Raw genomic sequence first — 20,855 nt, forward strand, 5'->3', positions numbered from 1 at the left:
TTGCGCGCCGCCCACTCGGAAAGCTTCACGAGATCATGATACATGCTGAGAAGGGCTGACATTTACCGATGAATTACGGAGCAGTCGTCAGCCCCACGATGGGCTGGCGCGGGCTGTACCGGGCAGGCATCCGCATCGGCCGCGACCACATCGCCTCCGTCGTCAACACCCTCGTCCTCGCCTACGCCGGCGCCGCACTCCCCCTCCTGCTCCTCTTCTCCATCGCCCAGAGCGGCGTGACCACGGTCGCCAACAGCGAGCTGGTCGCCGAAGAGATCGTGCGCACGCTGGTGGGCTCGATCGGCCTGGTGGCCTCGGTGCCGGTCACCACGCTCCTCGCCGCCCTGGTCGTCTCGGCAGACCGGCCCGGGCCGCAGACGGAGGCGGCCACAGCGGGCGCGCCGGCTACTGGCCGAGCACCTGCCAGCCGGGGCGGACGTCGACGGAAGCGTTAGGAGCCAACTCCCCAAGGTGCGCCTACAACTGCACTTCTCAACGAAGCCGCCGAGAGCGCCGATCCCCTCCGCCTGATGCGCCTGTTCGGCATCAGCGAACAGACCGCCATGCGCTACGTCATCGCCGCGCACCCCGAACGCACCACCAAGTTGCCCCGGTAGCCCTGGCTGGGTCTCGATCGGCGGTGACGGGGTCGGGCACAGCGACGGGGATGGCATGGGTCCCCCTCCGCAGGTGTCGAGCGCGGAAAAGGCTGTCTCGGCGAGGTGGCTCAGCCACGGGACATCGATGTAGATCAAATCCGGTCGAGCCGGAATCGGATCGGGCCCCGCGTTCGGGCTGTCGGATAGCGAAGCCACTGCCTATCCAGAATCATGACTTTCGGCCCTCTATGCCGGGCGAACCAGCAAATAGAGCGACATCCAGCAGTTCCTCCACCCGGAACAGGCAGCCCGATAGGGGGCGGTTCGAAAGTTTTCGGGTCTCCGGGCGACGCCAGGCGCGACGCCATCCGGGTCGCCGCCCTCCTCCTGGCCCGTCGTAGCGAGATCCGGCCCCAGCTCGCGACCACGGCAGGTGCACTGCACGCTGCACGGCGTGACCGAGTGGGACACGGCCCGCGATCTCGCCGCCGCGCTGTACGGAGACCTCCAACCGCTCCTCCGTGCCGTTCCGGCGTCGTGGCGCTGAAGCCCAGCACGGGGTTGAGACAGGAGTCACCCCGGCGGCACGTCGTGGGTTCCTCGGTCGGGCCGGTCGGTTCAGGAGTGTGCGGGCCTGGTGCGGCGGCGACTGATCGAGCCCAGGAGGATGTCCACGGCGATGAAGGCGGCGAGCGGGATGCCGAACAACGGGACGTAGTAGCCGAGAACGGCGATCACGGCGACGCAGGGCACCAGCACGTACACCGGCACCTGGCGCCAGGCGCCGCGGGGCAGGGGGCGACCGAAGGCGGAGCCGCGGCCGCGCTGCCACCACATGCGGTATCCCCAGAGGATCAGAAGAATCAGGGCCAGGGCGAGGCCGGCCAGGGCGATCTGGTTGGCGAGGCCGAAGAGAATGCCGGTGTGAGCGTCGATGCCCCACCGGGTCAGCTTGGCCAGTAGTGGGTAGTCGGCGAACCGCAACACGTCGGTCACCTTGCCGGTGGCCGGGTCGACGGCGATCGAGTCCTGCTTCTCCGGCCAACTGCGCTGGATCTGGCGTACGACGTAGGCGGAGGAGGAGTCCGCGGGCGGCACGATCTCCACGGGGTCGGACAGGCCCTGGGTGCGGGCCGTCTTCAGTACGGCGTCCAGACCCACGTCGGACCGGGCGCCAGGGCCCATGTCCATTCCGTCCATGCCGCTCATGTCCATGCCCGTCATGGAGGCGTGTCCCTCGTGCCCGCCGCTCACTGTCGCGGTGACGGACGGGGTGGACTGGCCGAGGGCCTGGCGGAGGTCGCTGATGTTCGCTCCGGCGTAGGTGGACCAGGTCAGGCCGGTGGCTGACAGGAAGAACAGGCCGGCTGCCGCCCATGCGCCGACCGTGCCGTGCAGGGTGAGGGAGCGCCGCCGTCCGGTGGTGCCGCGCACCTTTCGGCGGGTGCGGCGGCGGCCGAACCACAGCACCAGTCCGCCGCCGGTGATGACCCACAGCCAGCTGGCGGCGAACTCGCTGTACAGGCGGCCGGTGTCGCCGAGGTGCAGGTCGCGGTGGAGCTCGTCGATCCAGGTGCGCAGCGGCAGGGCGCCGGTGGAGCCGTACTGCTCCAGTGCGCCGCGCACCTTGCCGGTGTAGGGGTCCACGAAGACGGCAAGTGTGTGGTCGGCGGCTATGCCCTTCACACCGGACAGCAGCACGCGGGTAGTCGCTTCCGGCTCCGGCGACGGCCGCACGGCAGAGATGGTGCCCTCGGGGTGGGCTTTGCGGGCGGCGGCCACCTGCTGGGAAATCGGCAGCTTGTGGTCGCCGACCGGGACGGTCAGCTCGTGGGCGTACACGATCTTCTCGGCCTGGAACGAGCCCGCGTACAGCAGTCCGGTGATCGCTGCGACCAGCAGGAACGGCGTGACGAACACGCCCGCGTAGAAGTGCAGGCGCAGCACCAGCGGGCGCACTGCGCGCAGGGGCGGCGGAGCCACCGGGGCCGGGCCCTGTGCGGACGTGCCGGGTTCGCCGACCGTGCGGGGCGGGGCAGTGGTGGGCGGCTCGATGGACATGGGTGCTGCTCCTGGGACGTATGGGTGTCACGTCAGGGGTCGACTGAACGGAACGATGAGTTCCGGGTCGTCGAAGTGAGGTGGCACACACCCGGGCGGCTGTGCAGGCCAGGAGCTTGCGTACGGACAGTTCCGATGCCGGGCGACATCCGGTGCCCGGCATCGGGAGGCGGGTCAGGACAGGCCGATGCCGTCCAGTTTGCCTGCCTTGGCGTCGGCGACGATCGAGGAGAACTGGTCGGCGCTCATCTGGACGCGCTGGCCGAAGTCGTCGGTGAGGATGATCCGGCGGTCGTCCGCGGCGCTGAGGTCGACGAACAGTTGGGGGCAGCCGCAGTTGCAGTTGCCGCAGAACGTGGCGACGGGCTCCAGCCCGCTGGTGTCGGTCATGCTGCTCCACCTCCGTGGACATGGGGTTGCGGTGCTCCGGTGCCAGGGCCGGTGGCCGCGTGGGACTGTCGGGGAGATACCCGGCGCGGATGCGGCGGACGCGCCACCCTGTCGTGTGTGGGGGGCGTGTGGGCGGACAGCGTGTGCCTGTGCTCCTTGCCCTGCTTCCGGTGCGTCGATTTTGCCGAGGTGGCCGGGAACTGAACGGCCGCCGCCTCCGACTCGTTAAAGGGGGCGGATTGGCCAGGTGGTTCGTGGGCGGTGATGCGTATGCATGGGCGAGGGGAAAGATCTTCTTGCTGCGTGGCAGCATCGGGTGTCGTGAGTGTGTCCCTGGCGGTGCGGAGCGTGCGCGCGGCGGTGTTCGCCGTGCTGTGCGTGCTGCTCGGTGCCGGAGGGCATGCCCTGGCGATGGGTGCGGCGCCGCCGGTGTGGGTGCAGGTCGCCGCGTTCGTGCCGGTCTTTGCGGGCGGCTGTCTGCTGGGCGGCCGGGAGCGGTCGCTGGTCGCGATCGGTGTGGGGACTCTGGCTGCCCAGGGTGGGCTGCATCTTCTCTTCCACGCCGTGCAGCCGCATCACGCGGCGATGGTCATGCACGGCATGCGGATGGCCCACGCGCATGCGCTGACGCCGCACGCCACTGCCGCCCATGTCGGGGCGGCCCTGGTGCTGACCTGGTGGCTGCGGCGAGGCGAGGCGGCGCTGTGGTCCCTGCTGCGGTGGGCGGTCGCGTTCGTGCCGGGGCTTGCCGCCTGGTGGCAGGCTGCCGGCGGGGCGCGGGGAGTACCGGACGCGCACGGGCTCGTAGGTCGGGCTGCCGGTGAGACTTGGTCGCTGCGGCAGGCACGGCTGAGGCACGCCGTGCACCGGCGGGGGCCGCCGATGGGGATGTCATACGCGAGCTGACCCCCGACATCCTTTTCTTCCGTACGGAGATCCATCACCTCATGTCCAGGACCCGCACCACCCTGCGCCGCGCCGGCGCCGTCACCGCCCTGACCGCCGCCGGACTCCTCGCTGCCGCCGGCGTCGCCTCCGCGCACGTCACCGTCCACCCCGACAGCTACGCCAAGGGCGCCACCGACGGCGTCCTGACCTTCCGCGTGCCCAACGAGGAGGACAATGCGAGCACCGAGCAGGTCCAGGTGTTCCTGCCCACCGACCACCCCGTCCTCGGCGTGCTCGTCTCCCCGCAGGACGGCTGGACCGCCAAGGTCACCAACACCAAGCTCAAGACGCCGGTCAAGACCGACGACGGCACCATCACCGACGCCGTCTCCGAGATCACCTTCACCGGCGGCAAGATCGACCCCGGCCACTACGAGGACTTCAACGTCGCCTTCGGTCAGCTGCCCGACGACACCGACCAGCTCACCTTCAAGACCCTCCAGACGTACTCCGACGGCAAGGTCGTGCGGTGGATCGAGGAGGCCCAGGGCGGTCAGGAGCCGGAGAACCCGGCACCCGTGCTCAAGCTCACCGCCAAGGCGGCAGAGGACGGCGGCAGCGCGACCGCCTCGTCGGCGAGCCCGAAGACCTCCGACAGCTCAAAGTCGACCGCGTCGGCCAGTGACTCGACCGCCCGCGGTCTGGGTGTCGCCGGACTGGTCGTCGGCGTGCTGGGGCTGGCCGCGGCGGTGGTCGCCGTCCTGCGCGGCCGCTCCGCCGGATCCCGGGCCGAGTAGAGCGGCGCCTGCCCTGCCGGCGGAGACCCGTCGGCAGGGCACCCGTCTTTCGATGTGACGCACGAGGGATGAGAGTCGTCACGTAAGGCCCGCTCCGCCGTCGGGTCAGACGGCGACCGGGTCGGTGACGCCGTACCCCGCCTCGACGATCGCCGCGCGCAGCCGCCCGTCGTCGAGTTCCGTGCCGTGCACGGTGACGGAGTTCTTGGCGACGTCGACCACGACGTCGCTCACCCCGGGCACCTCGGAAACCTCTTCCCTGATGCTTGCCGCGCAGTGCTCGCAGCTCATACCGGTGACGTTGTACTGCTTCTGGGTCATGGGAGAACTCCTGGGTGCCGTAAGGGCTTTGGGCGGCGTACGGATCCGCGGGTGCGGGTGTTCAGGCCGATGCCGTCACCTCAGAGGTCGGCTGAGCGGAGCACAAAGTTCCGCACAGCGCGCCTGCGCATGCTGCCGGGGCATTCCGAACCGGTGGGCGGACGCCGGTTCCGATGCCGGGCATGAGGGAAGAGGGCCTCCAGGGAATGTGCTTGGACCGCGTCGCGCTTTGGTGCGGATCACTGGCGAGGAGGACAGCCGGATGGCGGATCTTCGGCGCGAGTCCCGGGACCGGGCCGATGCGACATGGTCGTGGGAATCGGAGGCAGGGAAGGCTCGGCACACCCGAATACGGGTCACGGGTGGAGCGTGGCCGCTGACCGCAGCCACCTTGGCCGTCGTCGTCGTTGGGTACGGCTGGCTCGGCTACGTTGCCGGTGACGCTCTCGGTGGTCTGGTCGGCTGCGCTGCCGGGCTGGCGTTGAGTGGGTTGCTGTACGTGCTGGTCGAGCTGGCGGTGTCGGGTATGCCGCCGCGTCGCCGCAGCCGGAACGGGCCGCACGCGAGGCGTTCGGCTCACTGACTTTCCCACTGCAGCGCGGGACCGCACAGATCGAGCACCTATGTGACCCAGGTCACACGCAAGCTTCGGAACTCCATCCCCTGTGGCCCCGACTCCTGAATCGGTACGGCTCGGACCGAGTGGCGGCCGTACGACGCGACCAGGAGACCTTGTGATCGATGAGTCCCGTCAACTCCCCGTCGGCGCGGGTGCGGTGCTGAGGAAACGGGTGCCGCCGCCCGCCTTGTGCGGCTTCCTCCTGCTGCTGGCGCTGATGTTCGCGGTGTCGTACGGCGTCGGCGCCGCCTATGGACCGGTCGCGCCCGGCATGCACGGCACCCGCACCGGTTCCGGCGGTGGAGGCACCGTGCCGCACAGCGACAGCGGTGGCATGAGCGGCATGAGCGGGATGCACGGATGACGGCCCCGGAGACGGCGGCCGCCCTGACGACCACGGATCTGATCGTCGGCGGCATGACCTGCGCGGCCTGCGTACGGCGGGTGGAGAAGCGGCTGGCCAAGCTGGACGGCGTGAGTGCGACGGTCAACCTGGCCACGGGGCGTGCCCGGGTGAACCATCCGCCGGACGTCACCCCGGCCGAGCTCGTCGCGGCAGTCGAGCGCGCCGGGTACACGGCTGAACTGCCCGCCCCGCCCAGGCCCGAACCCGAAACCCAGCCCAAAGGACCGGAGCAGACGGCCGCGTTCGAGGGCCGGGACCGACTGGTCGTCACCGCGCTGCTCTCGCTGCCAGTACTCGTGCTGTCGATGGTGCCCGCCCTGCAGTTCCGGAACTGGCAGTGGCTGTGTTTCGTACTGGCCGCGCCGGTCGCGGTGTGGGGTGCGTGGCCGTTCCACGTGCGGGCGGTGCGAGGGCTGCGGCATGCGGCGGCGACCATGGACACGCTGGTGTCGCTGGGCGTGATGGCGTCCTTCGGCTGGTCTGCCTATGCCCTCTTCCTCGGTGGCGCGGGCGACCCCGGCATGCGGATGTCCTTCAGCCTGCTGCCGTCCGCCGAGGCCGGCTACGGCAGCGCGCACATCTATCTGGAAGCCGTCGTCGCCGTACCGCTGTTCGTGCTGACCGGGAGGTTCCTGGAAGCGCGAGCCCGGCACGGCACCGGGCAGGCGCTGCGATCGCTCGCCGAGCTGGGAGCGAAGGACGTCGCCGTGCGGGAACGCGGGCGCGAACGACACATTCCCATAGATGAGTTGCTGGTCGGGCAGACCTTCGTCGTCCGGCCGGGAGAGCGGGTGGCCACCGACGGCGAGGTGGTGGAAGGCAGTTCCGCAGTGGATGTCTCGCTGGTCACGGGCGAGAGCGAACCGGTCGAGGTCCAGCCCGGCTCGGCGGTCGTCGGCGGTGCCGTCAATGCGGGCGGGCTGCTGCTGGTGCGTGCCACGGCAGTCGGTGCCGACACCCAGCTGGCACGGATCACCCAGCTGGTGACCGACGCCCAGGCGGGCAAGGCGCGTGCCCAGCGTCTGGCTGACGCGGTGGCAGGGGTGTTCGTGCCAGTGGTGCTGTCGATCGCCATCACGGTGCTCGGCTTCTGGCTCGGTGCGGGAGCCGATCCGCAGGCGGCCGTCACCGCGTGCGTGGCGGTCCTGGTCGTCGCCTGCCCCTGCGCGCTGGGGCTCGCCACTCCCACAGCGCTGATGGCCGCCACCGGCCGCGGCGCCCAGCTCGGTGTGCTGGTCAGCGGTCCGCAGGCGCTGGAGGCTCTGCGGCACATCGACACCGTCGTCCTGGACAAGACCGGCACCCTCACCACAGGACACATGAGTGTCACGCGGGTCACGGAGGTTCCGGGTTGGATCGGCAAGGAGGCGGTCGTGCGTCTCGCGGGTGCCGTCGAGCAGGGCTCCGAGCATCCGCTGGGCCGGGCGATCGTCGCCTACTCCGGACGGCCGCTGCCCGAGGTCGCCGACTTCCGGGCACTGCCCGGGCAGGGCGTGCGCGGCCGGGTCGAGGGCCGGCTGGTGGAAGTCCGCTCGCCCGACAGCGAGCTCCCTGAGCTGTTGGCCCGTGCCTTGGACGCGTGCGAGACGGCCCGGCACACTCCGGTCCTGGTGCTGGTGGACGGCCGGCCCGAGGCACTGATCGCGGTCGGGGACCTCGTACGACCGGGCAGTTACCGTGCCGTGGACCGGCTTCGGCGCCTGGGGGTGCGGCCGGTGCTGGCTACGGGCGACCGCGAGCACACCGCCCGCGCCGTCGCCGCCGAGCTGGGGATCGATGACGTACGGGCGCGGTGTACCCCGGAGGACAAGGCGGAGCTCGTACGGGGACTGAGGGCACAGGGCTGCCGGGTCGCGGTGATCGGCGACGGCGTGAACGACGCCGCCGCGCTGGCCGGTGCCGATCTCGGGATCGCCATGGGCAGCGGCACGGACGTGGCCATCGGAGCCGCCGACGTGACCCTCGTACGTGGGGACATCGAGGCCGTGGCGGACGCGGTCCGCCTCGCCCGCCGGACCCTCGGCACGATCCGGACCAACCTCCTGTGGGCGTTCGGCTACAACGCCGTCACCGTGCCGCTCGCCGCCGTGGGCCTGCTCAACCCCATGCTCGCGGCCGCCACCATGTCGGCCAGCTCCCTGCTGGTCGTCGGCAACAGCCTGCGGCTGCGCACCTGGCAGCCGAGGCGACCGAGGCGGACGGGTGGTGTGCGGTGACCGAACTCGCGGTGTGGCGGCCCTCTCGGCGTCGGCTCGCCGAGGCGTTCCTCGCCGCGCTCGCCCCCGTGGCGGCGTGTGTACTGACGCTCGGCGGTCTCGCCGCCTGGACCGCCTCCGGGGCGGCAGGCAGTCCCGTGCGCATCGACGTCACGTCCGGGCGGGTGTTCCTCCCGTACGGGGACAGCCAGGAATCAGCCGCCTTCTTCCGGATCTCCAACTCGGGTGGCGCAGAGGACGAATTGACGGGTGTGACCTCGACCGCCGTGGACCGGGCGATGCTCGGCCGCAACACGACGACACCCGGCAACGCCGGGTACATGCGCCCCGTGGACTCCGCCGTCGTCCCGGCGGCCGGCACGCTGGCGATGTCACCGCGGGGCCTGGACGTGATGGTGACGGTGCGCGGTAAGTGGCGCGCGGGGGATCTCGTCCCGTTCGTGCTGCACTTCCGGCACAGCGGGCGGATCAAGACCTTGGCGGTGGTGGTACGCCCCGGCACGGGCTGAGACCGGAAGCGGCGGAGACTTCGCTCATTCGTCTCTTCGTCGGGAATCGCCGGGAACTCATCGCCCTGCCCGTCCGACTCCTCTCGCAGAACGACAGGAGGTGGGATGGACGGGCTGGATGTGCGGATGCGCCAGGTCGCTTGCCGGCACGGTCGCGTAGAGGCCGTGCGCGAGGTGGATCTCGACATCGAGGCGGGCGAGCGGGTGGCGCTGACCGGGACCAACGGGTCGGGCAAGACCACGCTGCTACGTGCCGTGCTGGGCCTGCACCGCCAGGCCGACGGGGAGATCCTGGTCGGTGGCCGGGGCACCGGCACCGCAGCCGAGTGGGCGTGGCGGCGCCGGGCGTGCGCCTGGGTCCCGCAGAAGCCCGCAGGCGGCAGATTTCCGCTGCTGGGCAGTGAGTTGTTGGCGAGCAGTGGGGCAGCGGCCGAAGCGGTGCAGGCGGCGGAGAAGCTGGGTGTCGGGTCGTTGACCGGCCGACCGCTGCACACGCTGTCGGGTGGCCAGCTGCAGCGCATGTATCTGTCCCGCGCGGTCGGCTGTGTCGCGGCCGGGGCGGGGGTGCTGCTGGCCGACGAGCCCACCGCCGCGCTCGACTTCGCCGGGCAGGAGGAGGCGGCCGACGTGCTGCTGTCGCTGCCGGTGACCGTCGTGGTCGTCACGCACGACCGGGCGCTGGCCGACCGCTGCGACCGCGTGCTGGAGATGGCCGCCGGCCGGCTCAGGGAGGTCCGGTGAACAACCTTGCCGCCGCCGACCTCGGAACGCTCCTGCAGCTCATACCCGTACAACGGGCCGGAGCCGCCCTGCTCTTGGCGGCCGTCGGCCTTCCGGTGATCGGTGTCGTGATCGTCGGGCTCGACATCATGCCGGTGCGGTTCGCCATGATGCACGTCGCGCTCCTGGGCATCGCGGTCGGACTGCTGACCGGGCTCGACCCCATGCTGTGCGCGCTACTCGCCTGCGCCCTCGCCGGGGCAGGTGTCGCGCCGCTCGCCCGCACCCCGGACGGCCTGTCCGGGGCGATGGGCCTGCTGATGAGCCTGGCCATCGCCGCGGCGCTGCTGGTCCTGGCCGTGTCCGGGGTCAACGCGCAGGGCGCGTTCGCGCTGCTGTGGGGCTCGATCCTGTCGGTGGGCACGCCCGACCTGTGGCTGCTGGGCGTGCTCGCCGTCGTCGTACCGGCCCTGTTCTGGTGGCGCCGCCGCGACCTCGCGCTCCTGCTCTACGACCGTGAACTCGCCCTCTCCTCCGGGGTGCGCGTCGATCGGCTCACCCTCCTGCTGCTCGTGCTCGTCGCGGTGTCCGTCGCCGGCGCCCTCAAGCTGACCGGCGCGCTGCTCGTCGACGCGCTGACCCTGCTGCCCGCGCTCGCCGCCCGGCGGCTGGGCACCTCCCTGAAGTCCATCACCGCCTGGGCGGTCGGCATCGGCGTCGTCGTGAACCTCACCGGGTTCCTCGTCGCGCTGAAGCTCGACTGGCCGCCCGGGCCCGTGCTCGTCCTGACGGCCGGGGTTCTGGTCCTGGCCGTGCACCTCATCCCCGAACGGAGAATCCGCTCATGGCGCGCACCCGCGTCCGCACCGTCCGTGTCCCTTCCCTCGTCGCACTGAGCCTGAGCACCGCGCTGGCGCTGACGGCCACCGCCTGCGGCTCCGACAAGGCCGACAGCGGCGACAAGACCGCGAACAAGAACGGCGGCGGCCCTGTCGTCGTGGCCACCACCACCTGGGAGGGCGCCCTCGCCAAGGCCGCAGGTGCCAAGGACGTGAAGGTCATCGTCCCGTCGTCCGTGCAGCACGCCCCGGACTACGACCCCAAGCCCTCCGACCTCGCGGCGGTCGCGGGCGCCGACTTCGTGCTGTACGCGTCCTTCGAGCCGTACGCCAAGAAGATCAAGGACGCTGCCGGGTCGAGCGCGAAGCTGGTCGAGGTCAACCTCGACAACGACTCCGCCAAGGCGAGTGCCGAAGTCACGCGCCTGGGCAAACTGTTCGGCACCCGGGATGCCGCCTCGAAGTGGGACGCCTCCTTCAAGAGTGAGTACGGCACGCTGCAGAAGGAGCTGAAGGCAGCGTGGCCGGGCGGCAAGGCGCCGGTCGTCGTCGCGCAGGTCTTCTCCGTCTGGTCGGCGAAGATGGCGGGCGCGGAGCTGCGCGGCACCTACGGCCCGCAGGCCGTGACCGCCAAGCAGCTGGCCGATCTGGAGACGAAGAAGCCGGCGTTCGTCCTGGACAACGTCCACATGACGACGGGCACGGTGCTGCCGGACTCCGGCGCGCGGCAGGTGGAGATCGTCAACTACCCGGGCAAGGACCTGGATCTGCTGGCGGTGTACAAGAACGCCGCGAAGACGATCAAGAAGGCGATGACCTCTTCCTGACCTGGGGTGCGTCGTGAGTGCGAGGCCGCCCGGAGGCTCCGGGCGGCCCGCTCTCGTGGGGGTCAGACGGCCTGCGCGACGGACCTCGGCGCCTGCGCCGAACACCGCTCACGCAGCTGCGCCCGGTCCGGCTTGCCCGCCGGGGTGAGCGGCAACTCCGGTACGACCAGCAGACGTTCGGGGTGTTTGCGCCGCTCCAGGCCGTGCGCGTCCAGGTGCGCGCACAGTTCCTCCAACGTGGGCGTCGCCTCGCCCCGCGGCACGACGCAGGCGGCCAGCCGCTCGCCCATCAGCGGATCGGGCACGCCGACGCACACCACGTCCCGCACGAGCGGATGCGCCGCCAACTCGATCTCCACCTCGGCCGGGCTGATGTTGGCCCCGCCCCGGATGACGACATCCTTCAAGCGCCCGACGATCCGCAGGTTCCCGTCCTCGTCGATGAGGCCGAGATCGCCGGTGCGCACCCAGCCGTCGGCGGTGCGGTAGCGGGCGTCGAGGTCGGGGGCGGCGACGTAGCACAGCGGGGTCATCGGGCCGCGGGCGACGATCTCACCGACACAGCCGCGCGGCGCCTCCCGGAGTTCGGGGGCGCCGGGGACGGCGATGCGTATGTCGGCGACGAGTGGGTCCGGGTGACCGGCGAGGATGCCCGGCCTTTCACCGCGCAGGGGAGGGTCGGACAGCCCGGTGTGGCAGTTGACACCGTCGGCCGAGCCGTAGAGGTTCACGACCGGGCAGCCGAAGACGCGCCGGGCCTCCTCGGCCGTGGCCTCATCGAGTGGCGATCCGCCGACGATGACCGCCGTCGGAGGAGTGAACGCCGGATGGTGTCCCTCCGCGATCCGGTCCAGCATCATCCGGATCATGGTCGGCACCCCTAGGACATGGGTGGGCTCGTGCGCGGCGAGCGCATCCAGCGCGGCCTCGGGCGTGAAGTGGTCGAGCAGGACGAGCGTTCCGCCGTGCCGGGCGAGCGTGACGGCGGTGCCGCTGCTGCCGAAGGCGGAGGCCAGCGGCACGAGGAAGAGGCAACGCGGCGGCTGACCGTCCGGCATGAGCGCGGCGAGGAAGTTGCCGCGGCCGCCGGCCAGCGCGTTGTGCGAGTACGCCACCATCTTCGGCTCGGCCTCGGATCCGGACGAGACCAGGATGCGGGCGGCGCAGTCGGGGTCGGGGCGGGCCGGGCGGAGGGTCGTGGGGTCGGTGCGCAGCAGCGCGGAGAACGCGACTGTCCCCTCCGGGGCTCCGGGCCCGGCGGCGATCACCGTGCGTAGCGAGGGGAGTTCACCGGCGAGCGTGAGCAGATCGGCGGCGTGGTGGTTTCCGCGGTGCTCGGTGGCGGCGATCACGGCGACCGCCTCCGCCCGGCGCAGCAGCGAGGCCGCCTCGCGAATGCCGCGGCCGACCGGGAAGGGCAGCGCGATGGCACCCAGCGCGGCCAGCGCCAGGTCGGCGATGACGGCGCCCCGGCCATTGGGGAGTTGTATGCCGACCACGTCACCGGTACGTATGCCGAGCCCGGACAGACCGGCCGCCAGACATCGCGCCTTGCGGTCCAGGGCGGTGTAACAGAGCTTGCCCTTGGCGTCGATGACCGCGGTGCGGTGCAAGTCGGCGACCTGGTGTGCGCGGTAGAGGCTGTAGAGGTCCAGGTCCGGACAGGTGCCGTCGACGGCCCAGGTGCGGCGCAACTCGGCGGGCAGCAGGTCGTGCAGGTCCACGGTCATGCGAAGCTCCAGGGGTCGGGGACGGCCGGGGCACCGTACGCGTCGCGGCTGATCGGGCCGGAGGAGAGAAGGTCGGCGAGGTCGGTGACGACCGGGACGGCGGCCAGGCCACGCTCGCGTAGCCGCTCCCGCGCCTGCCTGGTGGACAGGTCGCTCACGTCGTAGGGGGCTGCGGACAGATCCGCGAGGGCGATCCAGCCGTCGGCGGTGCGTAGCGGACGGCGGAACCCGGCGGGTCGGCGCGGGTCGAGTCCCTGAGCGGCCCGGGCCCGGTTGGGGGCAGTGAGGACGTCGGCGGCGCCGAGCAGCGACGAGTCGACGCGAACCCCGCGGCCGGTGCGCTCCCGCAGCAGCAGCCCCGCCAGGATCGCTTCGGTACCGAGCAGGCCGCCGAGCACGTCGAGCAGCGTCATCAGGGACGGAGCGGGCGGCACGTCCGCGGGTCGCACGGCCTCGCCCACCCCGGTGCGGGCCTGCACCATGAAGTCGGTGCCCATGGGGGCCTGGGGCAGCCGGTCCGCCCAGCCGCTGGTGTAGGCGTAGACAAGCGCCGGGTTGACGCGGGCCAAGTGCTCGCGGTCGAGGCCGAGCCGGGCGGCCGTGCCCGGCGCCCAGTTGTGCAGGAACACATCCGCGTCGGCGGCCATCTCGCGCAGCCGCTCCCGGTCGGCCGCGGACTTGATGTCCACCTCGACGGCCTTCTTGCCCCGGTTCAACGCCAGCCAGCGCGCCGAGACCCCGGAGCAGGCGGGCGGCATCCCGCGCAACGGGTCACCGCCCGGCGGCTCGATCCGGATCACCTCCGCACCCAGCAGGCCGAGGAGGTGAGCGGCGAGCGGGGCCTGGATACGCCGCCCGGCTTCCAGAACGGTGAATCCAGTGAGGGGCAGGGCGTCGGCGGATCTGCCGGGCACGTACACCTCGTCGTAACAGGTCAGCTCCCAGGGAGCCGCACCGTCGTACTCGGCCGCACGCTCGGCGAGCGACCGCAACGGGCACACGTCGGCGCCGGACATCTCGGCGGCGTACCGGATCCGCTCCCAGGAGCTCGCCCGCACCGCCACGTGCAACGTCTGCGGGAAGGGCGCGCAAGCCGTGGCATACCGGAACTGAAAGGGCCGCCACCCCCGGCGTATCGATTCTTCCGGGGCGTCGAGGGCGCGCCAGAACGACGCCCACACCCCCGGATCCAGCGTCTCCAGCTCGAAGACGATCCCGTCGGCAGACGTGAACGGCGGCCCGCCCGCAAGGAGTTCGGCCGCTTCGCCCTCCTCGGCGCCAGCGGCGGCCAGGTACTGGGAGACCGCCAGCAGCCCGGCCCGCTCGGCGCTGACCTCGACCTGTGTGACGTCAAGGCCGCGCGCCCGCGCCAGCAGCCCGGCCAGCAGGCCCTGCACGGCCAGCACGCCGGTGGCCGTGGCGGCGTAGTCGACGGCGAGACCGCGCGGGGCGCCGTCACGGCGGCCGTGTACGGCCATGATGCCGGTCGCCGCCTGGACGGTGGCCTCGTCGGTCGCGGTCTCTCCCCACGTGGTGCGGGCGGTGACACCGCCGATGTCGCCTCCGATGACGGTGAGCGGGCCGCCGGAGCCGCCGTCGGTCTCGGCGCCCAGCAGTCGCAGATGCTCCGCGATGAGACCGTCCGCCGGGCCCGGCGGGCCGGAACTCTCCAGACGGAGGCCGTCGAGTGGTCCGGCCGTCCGCGCGACGGCCGGTGTGGCTGGAGTTGCCATGCCTCTCCTTTCCTGACGCGCGGGAACCCGGGGACGGTCGCCCCCGACCTGTTCCACGGAAGAGGGAGTCGGACGGCCGGCGGCCGGGGTTCCCGCGGATCACGAGGAAAGTGACGGAGACCCGCATGGACGAGATCACCGGGATGCCCCACTGTCCCCCGGACGCAACGGCGTTGAGGGATCGCGTCGCCGAGTTCGTACGCGGACGGGTAATGCCCTGCGAGCCCGTACTGGACGCCGGCGGTGCGGAGGCCGCCGCCGTGCTGCGCAGGCTCCAGCGCGAGGCGAAGGCCGAAGGGCTGTGGGCGCTCCCGCTTCCCTCGGAACTAGGCGGCCAAGGGCTGCCGCTGCGGTCGTACGCCCATGTGGCCGAGGCCGAGGGAGCCAGCGACCACGGCCCGGCCGCCCTCGGCTCGGCACCCCTGCTCGACGCGTTGATGCTGTGGCGGCACGGTAGCCCGGCCGTCCGTGAACGGTACGCCGAGCGCCTGGTCGCCGGGGGCATACGGGCCTGCTATGCCATGACCGACCCCGAGACACCGGGTACCGACCCCTTCCTGACTGCCACCCGCGCCGTTGCCGGGGACGACGGGAGCTGGCGGGTGAGCGGGCGCAAATGGTTCACCAGCGGGGCGGCCGACGCCGACCTCGTCACGGTCCTCGCCCGCACGGACGGTGCACCGCCGGACCGCAAGGGACTCTCGCTGCTTCTGGTACCGACCAGCTCGCCCGGCTTCCGGGTGGTGCGGGAGCTGCCGGTGCTCGGCGCGGGCGGCCAGTGGGAGATCGAACTGGACGGGGTCGTGGTCGACCGCGATCAGCTGATCGGCGAGCGTGGCAAGGCACTCGACGTTGCGGCCGAACGGCTCCAGCTCGGCCGCACCCTGCGCTGCCTGCGCTGGCTGGGGCAGGCGGGGCGGGCCTTCGACCTGATGCGCGCACGTGTGACGACCCGTACCCGGTCCCGTGGGCCGCTCGGAGACCTCCAACTCGTCCAACGCCACGTCTTCGAATCGCTGCTCGCCCTGCGCACGACCCGCCCGCTCGTCTACGAGGCCGTGGCCCGCCTGGACGCGGGCCTCGACGCCCACGTGGAGGTGGGCCTGGCCAAGGTGGCCGCCGCCCGCACCCTCCAGCAGGTGGCCGACGCGGCGATTCAGGTACACGGCGCCGCGGGGCTCGGCCCGGACACCGCCCTGCCCGCGCTGTTCCGCACCGGCAGAGCGGCCCGCATCCTCGATGGCCCGGACGAACTGCACATCACCTCGGTCGCGCGCCGGGTGCTGCGTACCCCCTAGATTTCGTTGGTGCCGACGAGGCCAGTGAGCGTGGCGAGCGCGTAGGCGAGGAAGAAGTCGCCCCAGATCAGTTCGTGCCGTGTCGCCGTCCCGGTGGTGAGGTCGTAGCAGCCGTTCAGGAGACGGCCGTCGTCCGAGAGATGGGTGCGGACCAGTTCTTCCACGAGCTGGACGGCTCGTTCGCGTCGGCCGAGCTTGAGCAGGGCCACTGCGGTGATAACGGCGGCGGACGTGTCGAGGGGGCCTCTCGCGTGGGTCTCGTCCGCCGGTGGGACGGCGTCGGCCGGGATCAACTGGCTTATGACATCCGCCAGATCGTCGGCGCCGAAACGGTGTACGGCATCGGCCACGGCCAGCAGCAGCCAGGCCCGGCCCCGGCTCCAGCCGGGTGGGGGATCGTCGCACGGTACCCAGCCCACAGGTCGCTCGTACCGCCAGGACCAGCCGAAGTTGCCTTCGCCGACACAGAGTTCAAGATGGCGGCGCAGGTGAGCCTCGGAAGCCTGCTCATCCACCGTTGCCATGAGCGGCACCATGCCCGGCACGCCGTCCACGCGGGCCAGGAGGCGGGGACCGCCGAACGCCGAGCCCCACGGGACGAGACCGAGTTCAGCGTCATACGCCTCCCGGCAGACGCGGGCGGCTCGCTCTCGCAGCTCGCCGGCCTCGGGAGTATCGGCGAGCGCGGTCCCGTACCAGAAGATCAATCCGCGGGCGGCCGTGTCGGCGTGCACCCAGTCCGCGAGTCGACCGGTGCACTTCGCCGCCGCCTCGCGAGCGTCGTCGTCCGATGTGTACCGGGCACGCAGCCACAGCAGTCCCGCCCAGAAGCCACCCGTCCACGAGCCACGCCTCGTCGTCGTCCACCGGCCGGTGCCGGGATCGGCGAACAGCGGGAAACGGTCACCGACTGCGGCCTGGGTGACGGCCACCCGCTCCAGGACGGAATCCAGCGCAGGAGCCGCCCAGTCGGAGACGTCGGGGCGGGGCTGCGGAGCCATGCCCGCCGAGCCCTTCGCCGCACGCGCCGCGCTCATCGCCCTACGACCGAACGCCGCTCACGCACCGCCCACGTCAGCGCCACCACACTCGCCCCCACGAACTCTCCGGCGACCAGCAGCCATCCCGTCCCGTACCGCCCTGCGCCCGCCAGTAGCCCGAACATCGGCGGGCCGATCGCGAACCCGGCGAAGAAACCGGCCGAGACCAGAGCCGAGTCCTGACCGGCCCGGCCGGGCGCCGCACGCTGCATCACCAGCACCATCGAGACCGCGTTGGCGGCCACCGCGAAGACGCCCACAGCAACCGCAGCGGCCCACGCCAGCGGGTGCGAGTACGCCGAGGCCGCCAGCAGCAGCGCCGCCCCCACCGCACCGGCGGCCAGTCCGCCCGGCAGCCACACCGCCCGGCCCGGCTGCCCAGCCACCTTCGACCAGCCCACCCGCCCGGCGATGCCCGCGATGCCCAGCACCGCCACCAGCGCACCGGCTGCCGTCGGCCCGAGCCCGAGCCGCCGCACGCCGTACAACGCCAGATACGTGTTCACCGACGCGATGCCACATCCCAGCAGCAGCGAGAAGAGCGCCAACCAGGCGATCGCGCCGCGCGGGACCCACGAGGCCGACGCGGCCTTCGGCGGCGGGTCGGCGGGCAAGGCACGAGCCGCCCAGACGGCCGCCAGCACGGCCGCGCCGGCCGCCGTCCACACCGCGCCCCGCCAGCCGGTCATGCCGGCCAGCGCGGCCAGCGGCAGCCCGGCCGCGAACGCGCCCAGCTGCACCCCGGACTGCTTCATGCCGGTCACCGAGCCCCGCCGCTCCACCGGTACGGCGGCCAGGATTGCCTTGTTCGTGGCGGGGTTCGCCAGCGCCTGCGGAACGCCGCCTAGCGCGACGGCCGTCAGTAGGAAGCTGGTGCCCGGCGCCGAGCCGATCAGTGCCAGCGCCGCCGCCGACACCAGCAGCAGCGCGACAAGGCAGCGGCGCGGACCCAGCCGGTCCACCACACGCCCGCCCGCCGGCGAGAGCACAGCCGCGGTCCCAAAGCCGACGGCCGTCGTCAATCCCAGCACGGTCGGTGACACCTTCAGGTCGTCCACGAGCCGTGGTCCGAGCGCGCCGAGCAGGAACAGCTGCATCATCGAGAAGGCCATGGCGCACGTCAGCAGCGCCGTCGTGGCGCCGGTCACCCGCGCCGGACCGTTTCCGGCCGCTGTCCCGATCTGACTCTGGTCCGCTGCCACCGACGTTCCTCCTCCCCACCCCGGAAATCTCCGGGCCTTCGAGAGAAGTCGGGCTCAACCGCCGATGAGTTCCGGCCCGTTACTGTGGCCTGGATCACAAGTTCGGGGCTGAGGGGGGCATAGTCCGATTTCCGTACCCCCCGGTGACCATGGAAGCGCGGATGCGAGGATGAGGCCGCCATGACTGCTGGGTGGTGTTCTCGCACGGTACGGGCCGCGGTGTTCGCGGCCTGCTGTGTGCTGCTCACCGCCCTGGGTCACATCATGATGTCGGGAACTGCGGTGCCCTGGTGGGCCATGACCGCGGGCGCGGTGGCGACAGGCGGTATGGCCTGGCGGCTGGCCGACCGGGAACGCGGACCGCTTCTCGTCGCCTCCACCGCGGTGGCCACCCAGGCCGTACTCCACTCGTCGTTCTCTCTCGCCCAGGCTGTCGCCCACCCCGCACCGTCCGGCGGGAGGTCGCTCGCCCAGCAGTGGCTCACCTACCTCTTGTGCGGTTCGCCGTCGGGGGCGGGCTCCATGGGCGAGATGAACTCCATGGGCCACGACATGGCCGCCATGCACTCCATGCCTTCCATGGGCTCGATGGGCTCCATGCATTCGATGGGCTCCATGGGCTCGATGGACCACATGGCTTCCGCAGCGCCCACCGGCGCCGTTGCCCACGACATGGCCGCCATGTCCCCGACCGGCATGCTCCTCGCCCACCTGCTGGCCGCACTACTGTGCGCGCTGTGGCTCGCGTACGGCGAACGTGCCGCGTTCCGCATCCTGCGGGCCGTCGCCAGCTGGCTCTTCGCGCCGCTGCACCTGCTCCTCCGGCTGCCCGTGCCGCCGCACCGGCCGCGCGTCCGCGCCCGCCGAGCGGAGTCGGACCGGGCACCGCGCCGCCTCCTCCTCAACCACGCGATCACCTCTCGGGGCCCGCCCGCCGGGACCGCTGTCGCCTGACGACAGCCGGTTCCCCGAGGCCGTCCCCACAGCCGTCGAGCCGTCGGTTCCCCGCCTCGGGCATCGGCCGTGCGCTCCAACGCCCGGCCGTCCACCCCACCACCGGATTCCGATCGTGCCGCCCGCTGCCCTGCGGCGCGCACCGGCCGGACTCCGGATACCTGATTCCCGAGAAGGACAGATCCCAGGTGATCACTCCTGCCCTGCCTGCATCGTGCGAACGATCGAGGAAGAACTCGAGAGAAGACTCGATCACGGCCTTGGCCCTCGCCGCCCGCAGCGGCGAACCCGATGCCGTCGACCTCTTCGTACGCGCCCTGCACCGAGACGTCCGCCACTACGTGACGTACCTCGGTGCCGACCCCCAGTGCGCGGACGACCTGACTCAAGACACCTTCCTGCGGGCGCTCGGCAGCCTGCACCGGTTTGAAGGCCGCTCCTCGGCCCGCACCTGGCTGCTCTCCATCGCCCGTCGCGCGGTCATCGACAGCATCCGCTACAACTCGTCCCGCCCCCGCCTGTCGGACACGGACGACTGGCAGTCGGCCGCCGAACGCACCCAGCCGCGCGACCTGCCCGGCTTCGACGACGGCATCGCACTCACCGAGCTGCTGAACACGCTCCCCGACGACCGCCGCGAGGCATTCGTCCTCACCCAGATGGTGGGACTTCCCTACGCGGAAGCGGCTCACCTAAGCGACTGCCCGATCGGCACGGTGCGCTCGCGGGTCGCCCGCGCCCGCACCTCCTTGATCGCGTGGCTCGACGAGGCCGAGCAATCCGCGCCGACGGCCTCAGCCGCCTGAACGGTCGTATGCGATGGCCCGGATCGCCCGATGATCCGGGCCATAAGTACGGCCTGGCCAACCAAACGGTGTTCGGGCCATGGCGTGAACCCGTCGCTGAACCAGTGCGATGCGGCTGCTGACGAACAGGTTCCCGACGCAGGCAGTCCGGGAATCCGCGAACCCGCGCACTTCCGCCCGGGCGACGATCTCGATGACGACCCAGTGATCGGGCCGCACATGCCCCTCGGGCGGTGTGTGACGTTGAAACCATCGTCCGTCACCTTCTACGACAGCATCGGCGACGTCGCCTGGGCGGACATCGGCAACGGCTACTTCACATCACCGTGAGGCCAGGCGTGTGGCTGGACCCATGGTGACCGCAGTGCAGTTCATCAGGGCCGGCAGGACGGCCGGACGCTGAGCAGTTCGGTCCTCAGCACGGGCGTGCCGTCGACAGGTGCCGGGTCTTGTGTAGTTGGCTCGATTCCGCCAGCAGCGATCTTGTCCAGCGTCTTCAGGCCCGCGGCACCGACCGTGCCGAACACCGTGTAGTTCGGTCGCAGCGCGGAGTCGCCGTAGACGACGAAGAACTGCGAACCGTTCGTGTTCGGCCCGGCGTTGGCCATCGCCAGCAGACCACGCCCGTAAAGGCGGCGGGTGCCGGTCGGATCGCTCGGCGCCGACGGCAGGTCCACCGGCAGCTCGTCCTTGTACTCGTACCCCGGCCCACCCTCGCCAGTGCCGGTCGGGTCGCCACACTGCAGGACTTTCAGCGTCGGATACGCCGTCAGCCGATGGCACACCGTACGGTCGTAGAACCGGTGCTGACCATCCCCTCGTAGCGTGGAGCCCGTGATTGCAGGGGAAGTTGGGATTCATGGGGTCCAAGAAGAAGCCGCCGTACGACGCCGAGTTCCG

The 20,855-nt window shown here is 71.5% G+C and carries 20 protein-coding genes and 1 pseudogene; 13 read left to right on the forward strand and 8 right to left on the reverse strand.

Features of this window, described 5'->3' with window-relative positions; genetic code table 11:
• Positions 1-89: 89 nt before the first annotated feature.
• A pseudogene (locus ACZ3TS_RS39990) lies at positions 90-455 on the forward strand (YibE/F family protein); the annotation flags it as partial.
• Positions 456-1,217: 762 nt separating this feature from the next.
• Here the strand turns inward: ACZ3TS_RS39990 and ACZ3TS_RS39995 are convergent.
• Both ACZ3TS_RS39995 and ACZ3TS_RS40000 read right to left on the reverse strand, forming a co-directional pair.
• Positions 1,218-2,660, reverse strand: a complete 1,443-nt coding sequence (locus ACZ3TS_RS39995; RefSeq protein WP_467627386.1) for a PepSY-associated TM helix domain-containing protein — start codon at positions 2,658-2,660, stop codon at positions 1,218-1,220.
• A 174-nt stretch (positions 2,661-2,834) separates the two neighbouring features.
• Positions 2,835-3,050 carry a hypothetical protein gene (locus ACZ3TS_RS40000; protein WP_467627389.1) on the reverse strand — a complete coding sequence of 72 codons (216 nt, stop codon included), beginning with the start codon at positions 3,048-3,050 and terminating at the stop codon, positions 2,835-2,837.
• Positions 3,051-3,371: 321 nt separating this feature from the next.
• Between ACZ3TS_RS40000 and ACZ3TS_RS40005 the strand changes: the two genes are divergently transcribed.
• Positions 3,372-3,956 carry a hypothetical protein gene (locus tag ACZ3TS_RS40005; RefSeq protein WP_467627392.1) on the forward strand — a complete coding sequence of 195 codons (585 nt, stop codon included), beginning with the start codon at positions 3,372-3,374 and terminating at the stop codon, positions 3,954-3,956.
• 41 nt (positions 3,957-3,997) lie between these two features.
• On the forward strand, positions 3,998-4,735 hold the full coding sequence (locus ACZ3TS_RS40010; protein ID WP_467627394.1) for a YcnI family copper-binding membrane protein: 738 nt from the start codon (positions 3,998-4,000) through the stop codon (positions 4,733-4,735).
• Positions 4,736-4,840: 105 nt separating this feature from the next.
• Here the strand turns inward: ACZ3TS_RS40010 and ACZ3TS_RS40015 are convergent, their stop codons facing one another.
• Positions 4,841-5,056, reverse strand: coding sequence for a heavy-metal-associated domain-containing protein (locus ACZ3TS_RS40015; protein ID WP_467627396.1), 216 nt, complete (start codon positions 5,054-5,056; stop codon positions 4,841-4,843).
• A 737-nt stretch (positions 5,057-5,793) separates the two neighbouring features.
• Between ACZ3TS_RS40015 and ACZ3TS_RS40020 the strand changes: the two genes are divergently transcribed.
• The 6 genes from ACZ3TS_RS40020 (at position 5,794) to ACZ3TS_RS40045 (ending at position 11,192) form a co-directional block, all read left to right on the forward strand.
• Positions 5,794-6,039, forward strand: coding sequence for a hypothetical protein (locus tag ACZ3TS_RS40020; RefSeq protein WP_467627428.1), 246 nt, complete (start codon positions 5,794-5,796; stop codon positions 6,037-6,039).
• Positions 6,036-8,297 carry a heavy metal translocating P-type ATPase gene (locus ACZ3TS_RS40025; RefSeq protein ID WP_467627398.1) on the forward strand — a complete coding sequence of 754 codons (2,262 nt, stop codon included), beginning with the start codon at positions 6,036-6,038 and terminating at the stop codon, positions 8,295-8,297. Before ACZ3TS_RS40020 ends, ACZ3TS_RS40025 begins: the two co-directional genes overlap by 4 nt.
• Entirely contained in the window at positions 8,294-8,806 is a 513-nt protein-coding gene (locus tag ACZ3TS_RS40030) for a copper chaperone PCu(A)C (RefSeq protein WP_467627401.1), read from the forward strand. Before ACZ3TS_RS40025 ends, ACZ3TS_RS40030 begins: the two co-directional genes overlap by 4 nt.
• Positions 8,807-8,911: 105 nt before the next feature.
• Entirely contained in the window at positions 8,912-9,547 is a 636-nt protein-coding gene (locus ACZ3TS_RS40035) for an ATP-binding cassette domain-containing protein (RefSeq protein ID WP_467627403.1), read from the forward strand.
• The gene (locus tag ACZ3TS_RS40040; protein ID WP_467627406.1) at positions 9,544-10,422 is read left to right on the forward strand and encodes a metal ABC transporter permease; all 879 of its coding nucleotides are present in this window, start codon (positions 9,544-9,546) and stop codon (positions 10,420-10,422) included. Before ACZ3TS_RS40035 ends, ACZ3TS_RS40040 begins: the two co-directional genes overlap by 4 nt.
• Positions 10,371-11,192: a metal ABC transporter solute-binding protein, Zn/Mn family gene (locus tag ACZ3TS_RS40045; protein ID WP_467627408.1), complete on the forward strand. Its 822-nt coding sequence runs from the start codon at positions 10,371-10,373 to the stop codon at positions 11,190-11,192. The genes ACZ3TS_RS40040 and ACZ3TS_RS40045 overlap by 52 nt, the downstream gene beginning before the upstream one ends.
• 62 nt (positions 11,193-11,254) lie before the next feature.
• Here ACZ3TS_RS40045 and ACZ3TS_RS40050 read toward each other — a convergent pair whose 3' ends face one another.
• Positions 11,255-12,922 carry a class I adenylate-forming enzyme family protein gene (locus ACZ3TS_RS40050; protein ID WP_467627411.1) on the reverse strand — a complete coding sequence of 556 codons (1,668 nt, stop codon included), beginning with the start codon at positions 12,920-12,922 and terminating at the stop codon, positions 11,255-11,257.
• Positions 12,919-14,655 carry a CoA transferase gene (locus ACZ3TS_RS40055; protein WP_467627413.1) on the reverse strand — a complete coding sequence of 579 codons (1,737 nt, stop codon included), beginning with the start codon at positions 14,653-14,655 and terminating at the stop codon, positions 12,919-12,921. Before ACZ3TS_RS40055 ends, ACZ3TS_RS40050 begins: the two co-directional genes overlap by 4 nt.
• Before the next feature lie 125 nt (positions 14,656-14,780).
• On the opposite strand from ACZ3TS_RS40055, the gene ACZ3TS_RS40060 reads away from it, so the two are divergent.
• On the forward strand, positions 14,781-15,953 hold the full coding sequence (locus ACZ3TS_RS40060) for an acyl-CoA dehydrogenase family protein (protein ID WP_467627416.1): 1,173 nt from the start codon (positions 14,781-14,783) through the stop codon (positions 15,951-15,953).
• Here the strand turns inward: ACZ3TS_RS40060 and ACZ3TS_RS40065 are convergent.
• Positions 15,950-16,990: a sugar ABC transporter permease gene (locus ACZ3TS_RS40065; RefSeq protein ID WP_467627418.1), complete on the reverse strand. Its 1,041-nt coding sequence runs from the start codon at positions 16,988-16,990 to the stop codon at positions 15,950-15,952. The two genes, ACZ3TS_RS40060 and ACZ3TS_RS40065, sit on opposite strands and share 4 nt — an antisense overlap.
• Positions 16,987-18,195 carry an MFS transporter gene (locus tag ACZ3TS_RS40070; protein ID WP_467627420.1) on the reverse strand — a complete coding sequence of 403 codons (1,209 nt, stop codon included), beginning with the start codon at positions 18,193-18,195 and terminating at the stop codon, positions 16,987-16,989. The genes ACZ3TS_RS40065 and ACZ3TS_RS40070 overlap by 4 nt, the downstream gene beginning before the upstream one ends.
• A gap of 180 nt (positions 18,196-18,375) precedes the next feature.
• Between ACZ3TS_RS40070 and ACZ3TS_RS40075 the strand changes: the two genes are divergently transcribed.
• From ACZ3TS_RS40075 to ACZ3TS_RS40085, 3 genes are all read left to right on the forward strand, one after another.
• Positions 18,376-19,149 carry a hypothetical protein gene (locus ACZ3TS_RS40075; RefSeq protein ID WP_467627422.1) on the forward strand — a complete coding sequence of 258 codons (774 nt, stop codon included), beginning with the start codon at positions 18,376-18,378 and terminating at the stop codon, positions 19,147-19,149.
• Positions 19,150-19,337: 188 nt separating this feature from the next.
• The gene (locus ACZ3TS_RS40080; RefSeq protein WP_467627424.1) at positions 19,338-19,955 is read left to right on the forward strand and encodes a sigma-70 family RNA polymerase sigma factor; all 618 of its coding nucleotides are present in this window, start codon (positions 19,338-19,340) and stop codon (positions 19,953-19,955) included.
• Between the two features lie 84 nt (positions 19,956-20,039).
• Complete coding sequence (locus ACZ3TS_RS40085; protein WP_467627426.1) at positions 20,040-20,285, forward strand: hypothetical protein; 246 nt, start codon at positions 20,040-20,042, stop codon at positions 20,283-20,285.
• Between the two features lie 44 nt (positions 20,286-20,329).
• On the opposite strand, the gene ACZ3TS_RS40090 is transcribed toward ACZ3TS_RS40085, so the two are convergent.
• Positions 20,330-20,812 carry a peptidylprolyl isomerase gene (locus tag ACZ3TS_RS40090; protein WP_467627430.1) on the reverse strand — a complete coding sequence of 161 codons (483 nt, stop codon included), beginning with the start codon at positions 20,810-20,812 and terminating at the stop codon, positions 20,330-20,332.
• Between the last annotated feature and the right edge of the window lie 43 nt (positions 20,813-20,855).

Source organism: Streptomyces sp. NPDC022910 (genome assembly GCF_055561075.1).